This window comes from Empedobacter sp. UBA7494, assembly GCF_002478465.1.
GTDB classification, from domain to species: Bacteria; Bacteroidota; Bacteroidia; order Flavobacteriales; family Weeksellaceae; genus Empedobacter; species Empedobacter falsenii_B.
The window spans coordinates 35,856-51,123 of the sequence record NZ_DLOC01000041.1 but is presented as its reverse complement, the minus strand read 5'-3'; the positions used below and the strand labels follow the sequence as shown (position 1 = coordinate 51,123).

Annotated in this window: 14 protein-coding genes and 3 tRNA genes; 11 read left to right on the top strand and 6 right to left on the bottom strand. The window is 30.8% G+C overall.

The genetic code is table 11. The annotated features are described in order from the left end of the window. Positions 1 to 138: 138 nt before the first annotated feature. The 4 genes from B4E95_RS04310 to B4E95_RS04295 all read right to left on the bottom strand — a co-directional run bounded on the left by B4E95_RS04310 (position 139) and on the right by B4E95_RS04295 (position 3,530). Entirely contained in the window at positions 139 to 423 is a 285-nt protein-coding gene (locus tag B4E95_RS04310) for a helix-turn-helix domain-containing protein (RefSeq protein ID WP_038335637.1), read from the bottom strand. Between the two features lie 194 nt (positions 424 to 617). Further along, positions 618 to 1,511: a hypothetical protein gene (locus B4E95_RS04305; protein ID WP_291090195.1), complete on the bottom strand. Its 894-nt coding sequence runs from the start codon at positions 1,509 to 1,511 to the stop codon at positions 618 to 620. Positions 1,512 to 1,608: 97 nt separating this feature from the next. Further along, a complete protein-coding gene (locus tag B4E95_RS04300) occupies positions 1,609 to 2,826 on the bottom strand; it encodes a site-specific integrase (protein ID WP_280038298.1) in 1,218 nt (405 codons plus the stop codon). Positions 2,827 to 3,044: 218 nt separating this feature from the next. Beyond that, positions 3,045 to 3,530, bottom strand: coding sequence for a hypothetical protein (locus B4E95_RS04295; protein WP_291090193.1), 486 nt, complete (start codon positions 3,528 to 3,530; stop codon positions 3,045 to 3,047). Between the two features lie 229 nt (positions 3,531 to 3,759). On the opposite strand from B4E95_RS04295, the gene B4E95_RS04290 reads away from it, so the two are divergent. Together B4E95_RS04290 and mtgA are read left to right on the top strand one after the other, a co-directional pair. Beyond that, positions 3,760 to 6,072, top strand: a complete 2,313-nt coding sequence (locus B4E95_RS04290; RefSeq protein ID WP_291090190.1) for an outer membrane beta-barrel family protein — start codon at positions 3,760 to 3,762, stop codon at positions 6,070 to 6,072. A 62-nt stretch (positions 6,073 to 6,134) separates the two neighbouring features. Further along, on the top strand, positions 6,135 to 6,806 hold the full coding sequence (gene mtgA / locus B4E95_RS04285; protein ID WP_291061901.1) for a monofunctional biosynthetic peptidoglycan transglycosylase: 672 nt from the start codon (positions 6,135 to 6,137) through the stop codon (positions 6,804 to 6,806). Positions 6,807 to 6,847: 41 nt separating this feature from the next. Here mtgA and B4E95_RS04280 read toward each other — a convergent pair whose 3' ends face one another. Both B4E95_RS04280 and B4E95_RS04275 read right to left on the bottom strand, forming a co-directional pair. Then, the gene (locus B4E95_RS04280; protein WP_291061899.1) at positions 6,848 to 7,330 is read right to left on the bottom strand and encodes an N-acetyltransferase; all 483 of its coding nucleotides are present in this window, start codon (positions 7,328 to 7,330) and stop codon (positions 6,848 to 6,850) included. Between the two features lie 33 nt (positions 7,331 to 7,363). Next, a complete protein-coding gene (locus tag B4E95_RS04275; RefSeq protein ID WP_291090187.1) occupies positions 7,364 to 8,119 on the bottom strand; it encodes a glycerophosphodiester phosphodiesterase in 756 nt (251 codons plus the stop codon). A gap of 168 nt (positions 8,120 to 8,287) precedes the next feature. Here B4E95_RS04275 and guaA point away from each other — a divergent pair, with 168 nt between their 5' ends. The 9 genes from guaA (at position 8,288) to B4E95_RS04230 (ending at position 15,252) form a co-directional block, all read left to right on the top strand. Further along, positions 8,288 to 9,820, top strand: coding sequence for a glutamine-hydrolyzing GMP synthase (gene guaA / locus B4E95_RS04270; RefSeq protein WP_291090184.1), 1,533 nt, complete (start codon positions 8,288 to 8,290; stop codon positions 9,818 to 9,820). Between the two features lie 66 nt (positions 9,821 to 9,886). Continuing rightward, positions 9,887 to 10,456, top strand: a complete 570-nt coding sequence (xpt, locus tag B4E95_RS04265) for a xanthine phosphoribosyltransferase (protein ID WP_038334617.1) — start codon at positions 9,887 to 9,889, stop codon at positions 10,454 to 10,456. 74 nt (positions 10,457 to 10,530) lie between these two features. Further along, positions 10,531 to 11,703, top strand: coding sequence for a hypothetical protein (locus B4E95_RS04260; protein WP_291090181.1), 1,173 nt, complete (start codon positions 10,531 to 10,533; stop codon positions 11,701 to 11,703). A 145-nt stretch (positions 11,704 to 11,848) separates the two neighbouring features. Beyond that, positions 11,849 to 11,919: transfer RNA gene (locus B4E95_RS04255), tRNA-Gln, on the top strand. 92 nt (positions 11,920 to 12,011) lie between these two features. Continuing rightward, positions 12,012 to 12,082, top strand: a tRNA-Gln gene (locus B4E95_RS04250). Positions 12,083 to 12,120: 38 nt separating this feature from the next. After that, positions 12,121 to 12,191: transfer RNA gene (locus B4E95_RS04245), tRNA-Gln, on the top strand. Between the two features lie 81 nt (positions 12,192 to 12,272). Next, positions 12,273 to 12,815 carry an RNA polymerase sigma factor gene (locus B4E95_RS04240; protein ID WP_291072190.1) on the top strand — a complete coding sequence of 181 codons (543 nt, stop codon included), beginning with the start codon at positions 12,273 to 12,275 and terminating at the stop codon, positions 12,813 to 12,815. A gap of 44 nt (positions 12,816 to 12,859) precedes the next feature. After that, entirely contained in the window at positions 12,860 to 13,417 is a 558-nt protein-coding gene (locus B4E95_RS04235; protein WP_038334631.1) for a C40 family peptidase, read from the top strand. Between the two features lie 8 nt (positions 13,418 to 13,425). Beyond that, a complete protein-coding gene (locus B4E95_RS04230) occupies positions 13,426 to 15,252 on the top strand; it encodes a hypothetical protein (protein ID WP_291090179.1) in 1,827 nt (608 codons plus the stop codon). The last annotated feature ends 16 nt before the right edge of the window (positions 15,253 to 15,268 follow it).

Genomic DNA, 15,268 nt, shown 5'->3' with positions numbered 1-15,268 from the left:
GCTAAAAATCCTTTTCACTTCGGGAATGAATTAAATCATTCCCGATGGTCGGTAAACATTTTTGCGCTTCTCTCAATGGATTGACGCTCGTCTGCGAATTGTAATGCCAATTTGATTTAGATGCCGATACTCTAATTTTTAGCGTTTGTTAGAGAATGATTTGTTGTAGTGTTCGTTCAATAACTTTTCGACATCGGACATTTTGTAGTAGATTTTGTTGCCTACTTGACAGAATGAAACCTTTCCTTCATCTCTCCACGTTTGAGCTGTACGTTTTGAAATTTTCATTAGCATTAGAAACTCTTGGTTATCCATAAATGTTTCTTGTTTAGCTGCTAATGCTTTGTTTAATTTTTTAGTGATTTCTTCTAATTGGAATACGATCGCATCGTATTGTTCCTTTGTTAAAATGATTGCTTCCATTTTCTTATTTGTTTAAGATTATGATGCAAATGAAGTATAGAAAAAAAAGTCGCCAGGTCTTAAGTTGGTCTTGTAAGACCAAAATAATTTTGAAACTAACTGTTTATCTATGATTGGTTAAAGACTTGCTATTTTTTGAATAAGACCTTTTTGAGCAAAAAAAATCCTAACTGAGTAAGTTAGGATTGAATGCTTTAAAGCAATTTATCTATATCTATTCGCTTATTTATGTTTGGTCGTTTATCTTCTCGTGATGGAGTTAAAATTGTTCGAACGGTTTTTAGGCTTAATTCGTTTCCATCTTTATCAACAAAATTGGACACAATTACTTTTGCGATATCATTGAGATTTCCATCTAAAAATGGTTTTCCATCTACAAAAAGTTCTCTGGACATTTGATAAAATATATCAACCAGTTGATTGACATTTCCATAAAACCTAAATTTATTATAAATCATTTTCTCAAGTTGATTGTCTTTTAATTCTTCTTTAATTAATCTTGTATTTTGTAATTGACTGATTTTCTTTTCGCATTGTTCAGCGTAGTCTTTTAATTTTGGATTAATAAAATGAATATTCGCTTGTTCATACTCGTATTTTTCGTTGGTTAGAAATAGAATTTTATCACAATAATCATCGATTAAATCAACTTCTTTACTCGTTTTAGTGAATGAAAAATAGCGTTCTTCTGATTCGGCATTTATAAATCTTGGTGCTGGTTTGTCCTCGTCTTTTATCTCTATTGGTTTATATAAACTTAATCGAATTATTTCTGTTGAAGTATAAATTTTCATTAAACGAGTTTTATTTCTTCCTTTTTCAAACAGAAATTCATTTACTGAAACTAACTTTTCAAACTTATTAATCCAATGTAGCTTATCTTTTGCATATAAAAGTTGATGTTTGATAAAATCAGCAATTTCAGAATGAGAAATCTCAAATATTTTGTCAATTAATGCTTGACAATACCCGTCATTTGTAAGAGGTTGAACCTCTATAATATCAAATTCTTCTGACTTTACATTGTGTAAAGCAACTTGTGTAAACTCTTTGAATTGTACAGTTTCTTTTATCAAATACTTCATCATAAATTAAGTTTTAGCATTTAACCTTTTATAGTGTAATTTGATGTAAATTAATATATTACAAAGACAAAATGTGTCGCTGGAGAGATTATTTGCTTTCTTATTTTATATATTGCTCTACTGCTTTATCTAATTCGTCGTTTACGATTTTTGCATAGATTTGAGTTGTTCCAATATCTGAGTGATCTAACAATTTTGAAACGTACTCAATACGCATTCCGTTAGCTAAAGCTTGGGTTGCAAATGTATGTCGGCTTAAATGGAATGATAACGAGAATGGAAATTCTAATTCTTTACCGATTCTACGCAATTTCTGACCACATAAAGTATTTTTGGCAGCTATTACTTTTAGTTGGTATTCGTTGGATTGTTCGAAGAAATTTGCTTCTGAAATGATTGGAAAAATAAAATCATCTGATTCGGAAGTTTCTTTCTTGTATTTGTTTAAAATCTCTAAAGCCGATTGACCTACTTTGAATTGATGTGAACGTTTCGTTTTACGAATGTTTAATCTGATACGTTGTTCGTTTTCATCATAGTTTTTCCATTGTAAGGTAACGACATCACCAAAACGTAATCCACCCGCATAACAACTGAAAATAAACATATCACGGAAATACGTATCTGTTTGACCAGATGAACTCTTGTGATTTTTTAGCTGCTCTATTTGTTCTTTGTTTAAAAACAGTCTTGTACTCTTGTCTTTTTTGATTCTTACACTCGCAAATGGATAAGTATTTAAAGTGATGACTTCTTCACGAATGGCATCTTTAAACATTATCGCCAGAATATTTAAAGCATAATGCATAGTTGTAGAACCATTCTTTAAACGATTGCTCATAAAATTGACATAATCATTTAAAACTGTTACTGTGATATCTTCAAAGTAGATTTCGTTTGTACCTAAAAACTTCTCGAACTTTTGAATATTCATTTTATAAGCTTTATAGGTTTGAGGTGATACATTCCCTCTGATACGTTCACAACGCTCGTAAGCATATTCAAAGAAATTCTTAATATCTTTTCCTTTGATCGCTTCTTTTAATCGCTTAGCGGAGATATTTCCACGCTTTCGCTCGTTATCAGCAACCATTGCTTCTGCATCTGCAATCTTTTGAGATAAGAAAGCATTCATTCTCGTTGAATTGGGATAATTGCGTTTTACTTTTTGTTTGACATCATCCCATTCGTTTTCTTTCAACTTTACTCCAGTTGCTATAAATTTTGTTTTACGATCCTTGATTAACCGGATATACAATGGACTGTGCCCTGTTTTATCTTCTTGGTTGGTGCGAAGTACTAATTTGATTGAAGCCATTGGATTTTGAATTATGGTTTAAAAATCTATTTTTATAAACGAATGCAATCAAGTGATTTTTTTTTGTAACTTGCTGATGCAAACGAATGTAACGTGATTCTAAGGTACAACAATTGGTACAACAAATCAAGGATTTCAATGCGTTAGAGTACTTCAGATTGAAACTTTAACATTCTATAAAACCTTATAAATAGGCAATTTAGAGAAAAATAGTATTGTCATATTATGTTTTCGGATAATTCAACTTTATTGTAATAATCACTTTTGTTCAGATGATTTGTTTTGCTATATAAATAAGACAATTTCCCAAGAATTGAGAGATAAATGCTGAACGATTTTGGTTGCTCTTTATGCTTTTCAAAATAAGGCAAAGAAGTTTCGTACAACGTTATAGATTCGTTGGTTTCATGCAAGCTTTCTTTTGTTTTCGCAATTCCGACGAGCGAAGAATAAAATGTAAAATCATCTTTTATTTCGGTTGATAGTTGTTTCGAAATGGTAAAATTTTTCAAAGCATTATTGTAATTACGTTGCTCCAAAAAATAATTTCCTTTTTCGATATAAGCTTCACTCAACACAACTTTATCATTCAATCGATAAGCTGTTGAAATCGTAGAATCAATAATTCGAAGATTTTCTTCAACCAAATCATTATTTTTTTGACGTAAAATTTCAGCTTTATCATTTTGTGTTTTTCCAAACATATTTATTGAACTGAATATGAATAGAATAACTGTGATAAATTTAAGAAAACTATTTTCCGAAATTATAAAACGTAACATATTGTATTTCTTTAATTTGAATAACATTGTAAACAATTATCATTTGACACCAAGTTGATAAAAAACATTTAAAAATATAAATTAAAATTGTTCAAACAAAAATTTTACTTCCTCTAAATGTAAGTAAAACAATAATCAACACAATTTTATTATGAAATTTTTACAATTAATTCTCATTTTGATTAGTTCTTTTGCTTTTGCACAAGAAAAATATTCGATTACAGGAAATATTTCATCAGAAAATGAGTCAAAAACAATTCACGCTAAAGTTATTTTACACGATGAATTTCAAAATGTTATTCAAACAATTGAAACTAAAAATTCAAATTTTAACTTTGAAAATTTAGAACCAAAAACTTATTCAATTTCAGTTATTTATGATAATAAAATTCAAGATGAAGAACCTTTTTATTTGAACGAGAATAAAACATTTTACTTAAATATTGATGAAACTGTACAAATTAATGAAGTTGTAATCAATGGAAAAAAAGAAACTTTCAAAATAAAAAATGGCAATTATACTATTGATGTCGCCAATTCAAATTTTAATAAACTTGCTACAACTAAAGAATTATTTTCAAAATTACCAAGCGTCATGTTAGGCGCAGATCAAGAAACATTGACAATTATTGGAAAAGGAAACCCTTTGTTGTATTTGGACGATCAACAAGTTGATTTTTCTACCATTTCGAGTTTAGCAATTGAGGACATAAAATCGATTGAAATCATCAAAAACCCTTCAGCGAAATATGAAGCAAATGGAAAATCTGTCGTAAAAATTAATCTAAAGAAAAGTAAAAAAGAAGGTTTAAAATTGACTTTGCAAGAAACATTATCGTTCAAAAGAAAGTTTAATAATTATTTCAATTCGACTTTTCAAATTCGTAAAAACAAAAGTGAATTTAAATTGAATGCATCTTATAATCAACTAAATCCTTGGGAAGGAAATGGATTCGATTATCGCGTAAAAGACAAAAATATTCAGTCCAATTATTTCATAAAATCGCAGACTAAACGTCCACATTTTATTGTAAACACAAGCTTTTTTCAGGAATTAAATGAAACTGGAGATTATCTTTCATTCGCGATTAATTCGAATTTCAGAAAAGATAAAGGTTTGATTGATACCAAAACAGAATATTCAGAAAATAGTGAAAATCAATCTATTTTAACCTTAAATGATAATGAAAATCATCGAAATTTTGTGAATACTTTGGTGAATTATAATAAAAATATTCAATCAATTGACGCAAGTATTTTAGCAGGTTTGCAATACACGATTTATAACACAGGAACGATATATGATTTTTACAATAAGATAAATGAAAATGATATCGAATACAATCAATCGCGCTATCAAAAATATCGTCTTAAGGTTTTTGCTGGAAAATTTGATGTTGAGAAAAAGTTTGAATCTGATCAAAAGATTGAATTTGGAGGACGTTTTACGCATGCAAAATCAGAAACAACTAATCAAACGTTTTTTCCTCAAAAACCATCAGAAAAATTTCTTTACAACTTCAAAGAACTGAATCTTGCAGCCTATTTGCAATACACAAAAAACTATGAAAAATGGAATTATAAAGTTGGATTAAGAACAGAAACGACCAATTCTAACGGTTTTGATGAAATAAAACAACTTTCGGATATTGATAAAAAATACATCGATTGGTTTCCGAATGCAGAAATTAATTACACTTTTGAGAATAAAGATGCGTTGACAATTTATTACAAACGTACGATTGATAGACCGAATTACAGCACCCTTTCTTCAGGGAATTTATACGGAAGTCCTTATATTGAATACAGCGGGAATTTTAATATTTTACCTACTTACACCGACACATTTTCTGCGAATTATTCATTAAAAAAATGGAACATGAATATGACGTATTATCAAAGTAAAAATCCGATGAATTATACGTTAATTTATGATGATGAACGAAATATTTCAACATTTACAACGGTTAATTTCGAAAAAGAAGAGAATTTTTCTGTTGGCTTGGATGTTCCGTTCGAATATAAATTTTGGTCAACACAAATTAGTTTAGCTATGATTTATAGTAAAATAATTGATGAAAAAGCTGTTCTTAAAAAATCTGTTCCGTATATCTATTTATACTCTAATCATAATTTCAAATTGGGAAAAGATTTCAATTTTATGGTTGATGGATATTGGTTAAGCAAACGAATAGAAGGGATTTATTATCGAAATTCTCAAATTATCGTCAATCTTGGATTGACAAAGTCATACAAAAACTTTGATTTTTCTATTCGTTTCAATGATTTATTCAAGCAAATGAAATTTAGCGAAACATTAAATTATGATAAAATTAGTTCTAAAAATCTATTTTTAGTCGATTATCAAGAACTATCTGTTGGTGTTAAATATAATTTTGGCCGATTAAATAAAACCATCTCGAAAGAGAATAAAGTAAATGAAGAAGAAGATAGAATTAGGTAGTAGTTTTATTTCCAAAATTCAATAAATCGTATAACTTTGCTTTCATAATTTAAAGAAATAAAATGTTTAAATTTATTCGTAAGGTTGTACTTTATCTTTTTGTAGCTCATTTTGTATACATTGTTGTGTTAAAGTGGATTAATCCGCCGTTCACGATTACGCAAGTTCAGCAAGGTTTTGAACAAGGAAAATTTAAGCGCGATTATATTTCCTATGAAGAAATGGGACGAAATATAAAATTGGCTGTAATTGGTTCCGAAGATCAAAAGTTTCCTGTACACAATGGATTTGATATGGATGGAATACAAGAAGCGATCGAAAAAAATAAAGAAGGGAAAAAACTTCGTGGAGGTTCTACGATTTCTCAACAAGTAGCGAAAAATGTGTTTTTGTGGCAAGGTCGTTCTTGGTTGAGAAAAGGATTGGAAGTTTATTTTACGTTTATGATCGAAAAAATTTGGGGCAAACAACGTATTTTAGAAATGTATTTGAACACTTCGGAAATGGGAATTGGTGTTTTTGGAGTTGAAGCAGCTTCAGAATATTATTTTAATAAACCAGCTAAAGATTTAACCAAAAATGAAGCGGCTCGAATTGCAGCAGCTTTGCCATTGCCACGAAAATATAATGTGAATCCGCCTTCGTCTTTTATCAGTAGACGCGCTAGTCATATAGAGCGACAAATGCGAAATATACAAGGAAGCACTGATTTGGAAAAGGTTTTAGGAGAATAAAATAGAAAAGAGAAGTTAATAAGCTTCTCTTTTTTGTTTTATTACTCTCTCCAATTAATTTTAACCGCAGAAATTTTCTCTAATTCCAAACGAATTTCAGGAAGTAAATTGAAATCATTTTTCATGTAAAAAGCCAACGGAGAACAATAAGGCTCTCCATTCGCTTTTGTATCTTTTTCATGGTCGATTACCCAACCATTTAGTTCTGTCGAAAATGTTTTTAATCGATTAAGAATTTTACGTCCCAAACCAATTTGATGCAACTCGCTATCCACAATTATTGCAAACCATTTTTCATAATCTCTTTCAAAAATAACCGCCCAAGCTCGCATTTGATTGTTTTCATCTACAGCAAAAAAATGTTTCGCTTCAATCAAACTATTCAAATAATTTTCGGTGTCCTGTAAACTCTCAAAAGCCAAATTAATAGGATATTCGTTGTTCCAAATTTTAAAAATATAGTCTTTATGAATTTGGTTTAATGTTGTAAATGAATAGATTTCGAATGAGTTAAGTTGAGACATAAAATGATTTCTTATTCCGCTAAATATACTAATTTATTTAGTCAAAATTTCTTTTAAAATCAAAGGTTTATTAGTTGTAATATAATCAGCTTTCATATCAATCATTTCTTGCATCACTTTTGGGTCGTTAACTGTCCAAACATTAACCAATAAGCCCAAATCTTTTGCTTCTTTCACCCAAGTAGGATTTTTCTGAAAAACGCTATAATGATAATCAATTCCATTCCAATTTCTCGCTTTTACTTCTTGAGGAGACAAATCTCCAGCTAAATAAGAAACGTGAAATTTTGGAGCTAATTTCTTGAATTCATCACAAATGTTTTTACTAAATGAAATGATTTCAACTTGTTTTTCTACTTTATGTTTTTTGATGATTTCAATTGCTTTTTTTACTGCACGATCTTCATTTTCTTTTGATGAGTGAGGTTTTAATTCGAAAATTAATTTAACTTTCTTATTCTTTTTTCCTTGTTCAAAATATTCTTCTAAAGTTGGCATATTTTCGTTGTTAGCTAATTTCAACGTTTTTAAAAGAGAAGAATTTGTAGTTTCTATTGTATGACCTTGGTAATGATCATCATGATTTACCATCAAAACATTATCAGCACTAATTAATACGTCAAATTCAGAACCATAAGCACCAATTTCTTGTGCAGATTTTAGAGATTTAATCGAATTTTTTGCATTGTTTTCGGTGTCCCAATAACCGCGATGAGCAATAATTTTTTGAGCATTTGCCATATTTGTAAGCATAAAGGTTGTTAAGGCAGTAAATATAAATTTTTTCATGATGAATTGTTTTTCGAAGTAAAATTATTTTGTTTAAAGGATTTTGACGTTATCTAAAGATTAAGAAGTTAAATTTATGAAAGAATCTGTCGAAAAGCAGTAAATTTTGACTGGAATAAAATTGCGATTGCGCCGAATTTCACTTAATTTTGCACAAAGACAAACACAATGACGCAAGGAATTATTATTTTAGATTTTGGCTCGCAATACAATCAATTAATCGCACGCCGAATTCGAGAATTTGGAGTTTACACAGAAATTATTCCCTACAACACTTCAATCGAAGAAATCAAAAAACACAATCCAAAAGGAATTATTTTATCAGGAGGACCTTCTTCAGTTTTTGGAGATGAAGCCGCTTTGGTAGAAAAAGAATTATTCGAAATGGGCGTTCCTGTTTTAGGAATTTGCTACGGAATGCAATTGATTTCGCACTTATTAGGCGGAGAAGTTAAGAAAGGTGAAAAAGGTGAATATGGGAAATCTGAATTAACAGTTTTAGATCAAAACAGTTTATTTGCAGGTGTTCCAGAACAATCTACAGTTTGGATGAGCCATTTCGACGAAGTAATGACAGCGCCAACTGGATTTACAATTTCAGGAAAATCAAACATAGATATTGCGGCAATCGCAAACGAAGATAAAAAGATTTTTGCAGTACAATTTCACCCAGAAGTAACTCATTCAGAATATGGTTCAACAATGTTAGAAAACTTTGTTTTCAATATTTGTCAAGCTGAAAAGAATTGGGTTTTAAAAGATTTTATCGAAACAGAAATTGCTCGTATAAAAGAAGTAGTTGGTGATAAAAAAGTTATTTTAGGACTTTCTGGAGGTGTTGATTCTTCTGTTGCTGCGGTTTTGATTCATCGTGCAATTGGCGATCAATTAACATGTATTTTTGTTGATACTGGTTTATTGAGAAAAGATGAAGGGAAGAAAGTAATGGAAAATTACGGAAAACACTTCAACATGAACATCAAAATGGTGGATGCTTCAGAACGTTTCTTAACAAATTTGAAAGGTATCGATGAACCAGAAGCAAAACGTAAATCAATTGGTAAAGATTTTGTGGCTGTTTTTGATGAAGAATCGAACAAATTTGAAGATGCAGCATTCTTAGCGCAAGGAACTATTTATCCTGATGTAATCGAATCGCAATCTGTAAAAGGACCTTCTGCAACAATCAAATCGCATCACAATGTTGGTGGATTACCAGAAGATATGAAACTTCAATTATTAGAACCATTACGCGAATTATTCAAAGATGAGGTACGTAAAGTTGGAGTAGAATTAGGTATTCCTCGTGAATTAGTTTACCGCCATCCTTTCCCAGGACCAGGTTTAGGAATCCGTGTTTTAGGCGAAGTAGACGAAGAAAAAGTACGTATTTTACAAGAAGCTGATCAAATTTTTATTGACGAGCTTTATGCACATAATTTATACGACGAAGTTTCTCAAGCTTTCGTTGTATTATTGCCTGTGAAATCGGTTGGTGTAATGGGAGATGAGCGTACGTACGAATATACAGCAGTTGTTCGTTCAGCTAATACAATCGATTTTATGACAGCAACATGGTCAAAATTACCTTACGAATTCTTAGAAATCGTTTCGAATAGAATCATCAACGAGGTGAAAGGAATTAACCGTGTAGCTTACGACATCAGTTCAAAACCACCAGCAACTATTGAGTGGGAATAAACGAATTATTATATAAAGTCAGCCATAGTGCTGACTTTTTAGTAAACTATAAAAACTAATATTAAAATGGAACTTTTAAAAGAGAGAATATTAAAAGATGGAAAGAGTTTCGATGGTGGAATTTTAAAAGTAGATAGTTTTATTAATCATCAAATGGATCCTGTTCTGATGAAAGCAATAGCGTCGGAATTTGTCCAGCGATTTTCGGATTTAAACATTAATAAAATCATTACAATTGAAGCGAGCGGCATTGCACCAGCGATTATGGTTGGATTAGAATTGAATTTGCCTGTTGTTTTTGTGAAAAAAGCTAAGCCTAAAACAATGGCAGATTTTTATGCGTCGCAAGTATATTCATTCACGAAAGACCGAACGTACGATGTTTGCGTAAGTAGCCAATTTCTGAATGAAAATGATAATGTTATTTTTATTGATGATTTTTTAGCGAATGGAAATGCAGCATTGGGTGTTGAAGATTTGATTAAACAATCTGGCGCAAACCTTTTGGGAATGGGCTTTATAATTGAGAAATCATTTCAAGAAGGTCGTGATCGTTTACTGAATGAAAACATTAGAGTAGAATCTTTAGTAAGATTAAAATCTTTAGGAGACAACTCTATTATTTTTGAAGAATAAAAAATATCAACCAAAAGCGAATTTATATTGGCTTTCTTTTTATTTTTAAAAAACAAAAAACTTACCTTGATAATATGAAAATAAAATTACTTGCTTTAACGCTCTCTTTACTATTCTTTACAAATTGTAATTCGTACAAATCGGCGAATTCAGCATTGGTTTCTGGTAATTTTCAGCAAGCTTTTGAGCAATCTACACAAGTCTACTTCAAAAATCCATCGGAGAAAAACGGAATCAAATATCTCCCATTAATTTTTGAAGCTTATAACAAAGGACAGCAAGAAGATGAAAATAGATTAAAACAAATCGAAACGTTGACGAATTCTTCTAAATATCAGGAAGCGTATCAAATTATTAATCGTTTGCAAGAAAGACAAAAAACGATTGCTGGAATTGATGGAAGATTGATTAGTGGGAAAACGTATAATTTCAAAACAAAAGATTATTCAGTAGCTTATAAAACAATTCAAGAAAAGTATGCGCAATTTTTGTACGATGAAGGAAAATCTTTTCTAAATCAAGGAGGAAAACTGAATGCACAAACGGCTTATCAAAAGTTTCAAGTTTTAGAAAGTGTTTATTCAAATTATAAAGATACTCGTAGTTTGATGAATACGGTTCGTACAAACGGAATGTATAAAGTTTTGGTGCAATTGGTGAACAACACAGAAGTTGTTATTCCTAAACTATTAGAGAAAGATTTGTTAGATTTTAATTCGTATGGATTGGATTCTAATTGGACTGAATTTTATACAGGAAAATTAAATAGTTCTTATGATTATGTAATTCAATTAAGTTTTGAGACGATAAATGTTTCACCTGAACGAGAAAAAATTGAGGTGCATAATTTTGAGAAAAAAATTGTTGATGGTAAAGAAGAATTGGTGCAAAATGGAGTAGTGGTAAAAGATAAAGACGGAAAACCCGTGATGGTAGATCGTTATATTACAGTAAAAAGTCGTTTTGAAGAAGTACAACGCATCAAGGAAGCTGCAATTACGGCAAAATATTATTTGATCGATAATCAAAAAGAACAAGCCATCGATTCTAAAAATTTAGCAAGTCAGTTCATTTTTAGAGATTCTTACGGAACTTACAAAGGTGATCGACGTTCTTTGGATCGAGATTATATAAATATGATTGGTAGAAGACCAGCTCCATTTCCATCAAATGAGCAAATGATTTTTGATTGTGGGCAAGATTTGAAACGTAAATTCAAGAACGAAATCATCCGTATGAAGCTTTGATAAAAAAAATGTAAAAAATTTAATCATTTTTTAAAATTCATTTTCAATAGCTTATCACATAAAACGTCTGTTTTAGCTAAAAACTTGTAAAATTAGTTTTGGTGAATTAAAAAACCTTTCTATATTTGCACAGCAATTAAGACATAGACCCATGGTGTAACGGTAGCACATCGGTTTTTGGTGCCGCTAGTTGGGGTTCGAATCCCTGTGGGTCTACAAAAGTCTTATGCCTCGATAAGCAATTGTTGAGGCATTTTTATCTAACCTAGTTAAGAGAAAAGTTGCAAAAATTGAAATAAAATTTAGTCAGACCCATGGTGTAACGGTAGCACATCGGTTTTTGGTGCCGCTAGTTGGGGTTCGAATCCCTGTGGGTCTACAATTTTTCTTTTCAATTTTAACATAATAATCATGGACAGACCCATGGTGTAACGGTAGCACATCGGTTTTTGGTGCCGCTAGTTGGGGTTCGAATCCCTGTGGGTCTACAGATTTTAAGCTTCAATATTTTTATTGAAGCTTTTTTTATACTATATATTTTGTTATATTTATCATAATTGATTTAGTAAATGACATTAGAGGACATAATTTTAGAAGCTAAAAAAGGGAAACGAAATGCTCAGAACGCAGTGATAGAGGTTTTGTGGAACAAAGTTTATCATTATGTATTTTCTAAGATTAGAAACGAAGAAGAAGCCGAAGATATCGCTATAGAAACGTTTACGAAGGTTTTTACAAAATTGAAATTATATAACGAAGATTTTGACTTTACGACTTGGGTAATTTCTATCGCACATAATACGATGATTGATCATATCAGAAAATCTCCAAAACTGAATATTTCTCTTGATGATGAAACCAAATTTTTAGAAATTTTAGAAGATCATCCTTCGCCAGAAGAACATTTGATTTTAAAACAAGATAATGACACGCTGATAAAAGCTATTGCAAAATTGAGAGAACCTTATCAAAAAATTATAGAATTGCGTTATATCGAAGATAAAACATACAAAGAGATTGCTGAAGAACTCAATTTGACCTTACCAAATGTTAAAGTTCGCCTTTTAAGAGCCAAACAATTGTTAACAGAGGTGATGCAAGATAATATTTAGTAAATTTATTCGTTGAAAATTTGTTGAAGAAAACCGGACCGAAAATGAAGAAGCATATATACCTTACAACAATTATTATCGCAAGTTTATTCTTGACGTCTTGTGGAAGTAGTAAAGTAACTTCGTATAAGAAAACTGGTTCTAAAAAAGTTTATACTTCTTCCAAAAAAAACGAATCTACAGAGGTTTTTCGTTCTAAAAATGCTGATGATAGTGCGCCTCGTGATATAAATAAAATTCTAAAAACTGCAAAATCTTACTTAGGAACACCTTACAAATATGGTGGAGTTACGAAAACAGGTTTCGATTGTTCGGGACTGGTTTATGTAAGTTTCAAGGAAATGAATTTAGAATTGCCTCGTCGTTCGAGTGATCAAGCTGAATATGGAAAAGAAATTACAATCGAAAATGTTAAAATAGGTGATTTAATATTTTTTAATACTTCAGGAAATTCAATCTCACATGTAGGTATTGTAGAAAGTATTAATCATGACGGATCAATCAGTTTTGTACATTCATCAACTTCAAAAGGTGTCATCATTTCTTCTCTTGATGAAAATTATTGGAAAACTAGATTTGTAAAAGCGGTTAGACTTTTATAACTTGACGTGTGCTTAAAAAAAGAAATATATTATTAACTTTTTTTGGATTACTATTTTTTAGTTTATCCATAATTGTTAATGCTCAAGAAGATAGTGTCAAAATTGATACAGTTAGAATTGAAAATAAAAATCATTCTAAGTTTAGAAAGTTTTACCAAAAATTATTATTCAAGAAAAAACCAACGAGTTTTCCTATTCAGCCCAATAATAATGTAGGTGATGGAAAATATCAAGGAAAAATTATTCGAAATATTTACTACAAAACACAAGACCCATTCGGATATTCTTTGCAGGACACGACGAGAAAACCGACAAGATGGATTGAAAGAACTGGAAATACACTACACGGGAAATCTAAGCAATTTGTGTTGCGCCAAAATATGTTGTTGAAACAAGGAGATAAATATGATTCTGTAAAAGCAGCTGAGTCTGAGCGTTTAATACGTAGCAATCGTTCTATTCGTCGAGTAGAGATTAAGGAAGAAGCTGTCGGGAATGATTCGGTTGATTTATATGTCAATTCAATTGACTCTTGGAGTATGTTTATTACAGGTTCGGTTTCGAGTTCGAAAGCTGGAATTCGCATTAGAGAGCGAAATTTTTTAGGTTTAGGACATGTGTTTGATAATCGTTACCGTCACAATTACAAAACAGGAAATTCGTTATATCAATTTAATTATACGGTTCCAAATATTGCTCAAACTCGAATTATTGGGAATGTACGATATTTTAAAAATGAAGACAATCATTATACAAAATCAATCAGTTTTGTACGACCTTTTTATTCGCCATTAGCGCATTATGCGGGTGGAGTTTCGGTTGGACAAGTATATTTTAAAGATTCATTAGATTTCGAAAAACCTATTTTGGTTGATAATCATTTCAAATATAATTACCAAGATTATTGGTTGGCAAGAGCGTTTAGAATTGATGATGGTCATTCAGAAAATATTACCAATTTTATTGTCTCAGGGAGATTTTATGATCGATCTTATACCGAAACACCAACTCCGGAAAACGATCCTGTGAACTTTTTTTCTGACCAAACGAATTATTTAGTAGGGATAGGAATTTCTTCGAAACGATATATCAAAACAAAATATATTTTCAATTATGATATTGAAGAAGATATTGCGATAGGGAAATCATTGGGAATTATAGGAGGTATTCAAAATATTCGCCAAACTGATCGTTATTATCTTGGCGGAAAAGCTTCTGCTGGAGGTTTCTTAAATACTGGTTTTTGGGGATTTGGAGTTGAGTTTGGAGGATTTTTTAATAAAGGAAAATTTGAACAAAAAACGCTATCAGTAGAATTACAATATATGGCAAAATTGATAAGTTGGGGAAAATGGAAGTTCAGAAACTTCATGAAAACTAATTATCTTTTGGGACATGATCGTTTAGATTCTCCTGCGGATCAACTTTCGCTTCATGAACATGATTATTTGGGAATGGCAGGTTTCAAATCGGATAGAGGATTAACAGGTCAACAGAAATTAATGTTCGAGTATCAATTGCAATCCTATACACCTTACGAGTTTTTAGGATTTCGTATTTCGCCATTTTTTAATGCGATGGTCGCGGCAATTGGAGATAACAAAAAATTTATACTGAATAATAACCCAATTTATTCGCGTTTTAGTTTGGGTGTGATGTTGACAAATGATTATTTTGTGTTCAACAATATTCGTTTTTCATTGTCGTATTATCCATCAATTCCTGGACAAGGCGATAATCTAATCAAGACAAATTTATTGGATAATAGAGATTTTCAAATGATGGATTTTGACTTTTCAAAACCAAATTACATTCGTTGGAATAGGTGGGATTAAGACATAAAAAAAGCTT

Excerpts from the sequence above, each read along its gene's own strand:
- B4E95_RS04290 (WP_291090190.1), top strand. The coding sequence starts at position 3,760 with ATGAAATTTTTACAATTAATTCTCATTTTGATTAGTTCTTTTGCTTTT.
- guaA (WP_291090184.1), top strand. The coding sequence starts at position 8,288 with ATGACGCAAGGAATTATTATTTTAGATTTTGGCTCGCAATACAATCAA.
- B4E95_RS04300 (WP_280038298.1), bottom strand. The coding sequence starts at position 2,826 with ATGGCTTCAATCAAATTAGTACTTCGCACCAACCAAGAAGATAAAACA.
- B4E95_RS04275 (WP_291090187.1), bottom strand. The coding sequence starts at position 8,119 with ATGAAAAAATTTATATTTACTGCCTTAACAACCTTTATGCTTACAAAT.
- B4E95_RS04280 (WP_291061899.1), bottom strand. The coding sequence starts at position 7,330 with ATGTCTCAACTTAACTCATTCGAAATCTATTCATTTACAACATTAAAC.
- B4E95_RS04305 (WP_291090195.1), bottom strand. The coding sequence starts at position 1,511 with ATGATGAAGTATTTGATAAAAGAAACTGTACAATTCAAAGAGTTTACA.
- B4E95_RS04310 (WP_038335637.1), bottom strand. The coding sequence starts at position 423 with ATGGAAGCAATCATTTTAACAAAGGAACAATACGATGCGATCGTATTC.
- B4E95_RS04240 (WP_291072190.1), top strand. The coding sequence starts at position 12,273 with ATGACATTAGAGGACATAATTTTAGAAGCTAAAAAAGGGAAACGAAAT.
- B4E95_RS04295 (WP_291090193.1), bottom strand. The coding sequence starts at position 3,530 with ATGTTTGGAAAAACACAAAATGATAAAGCTGAAATTTTACGTCAAAAA.
- mtgA (WP_291061901.1), top strand. The coding sequence starts at position 6,135 with ATGTTTAAATTTATTCGTAAGGTTGTACTTTATCTTTTTGTAGCTCAT.
- B4E95_RS04235 (WP_038334631.1), top strand. The coding sequence starts at position 12,860 with ATGAAGAAGCATATATACCTTACAACAATTATTATCGCAAGTTTATTC.
- B4E95_RS04260 (WP_291090181.1), top strand. The coding sequence starts at position 10,531 with ATGAAAATAAAATTACTTGCTTTAACGCTCTCTTTACTATTCTTTACA.
- xpt (WP_038334617.1), top strand. The coding sequence starts at position 9,887 with ATGGAACTTTTAAAAGAGAGAATATTAAAAGATGGAAAGAGTTTCGAT.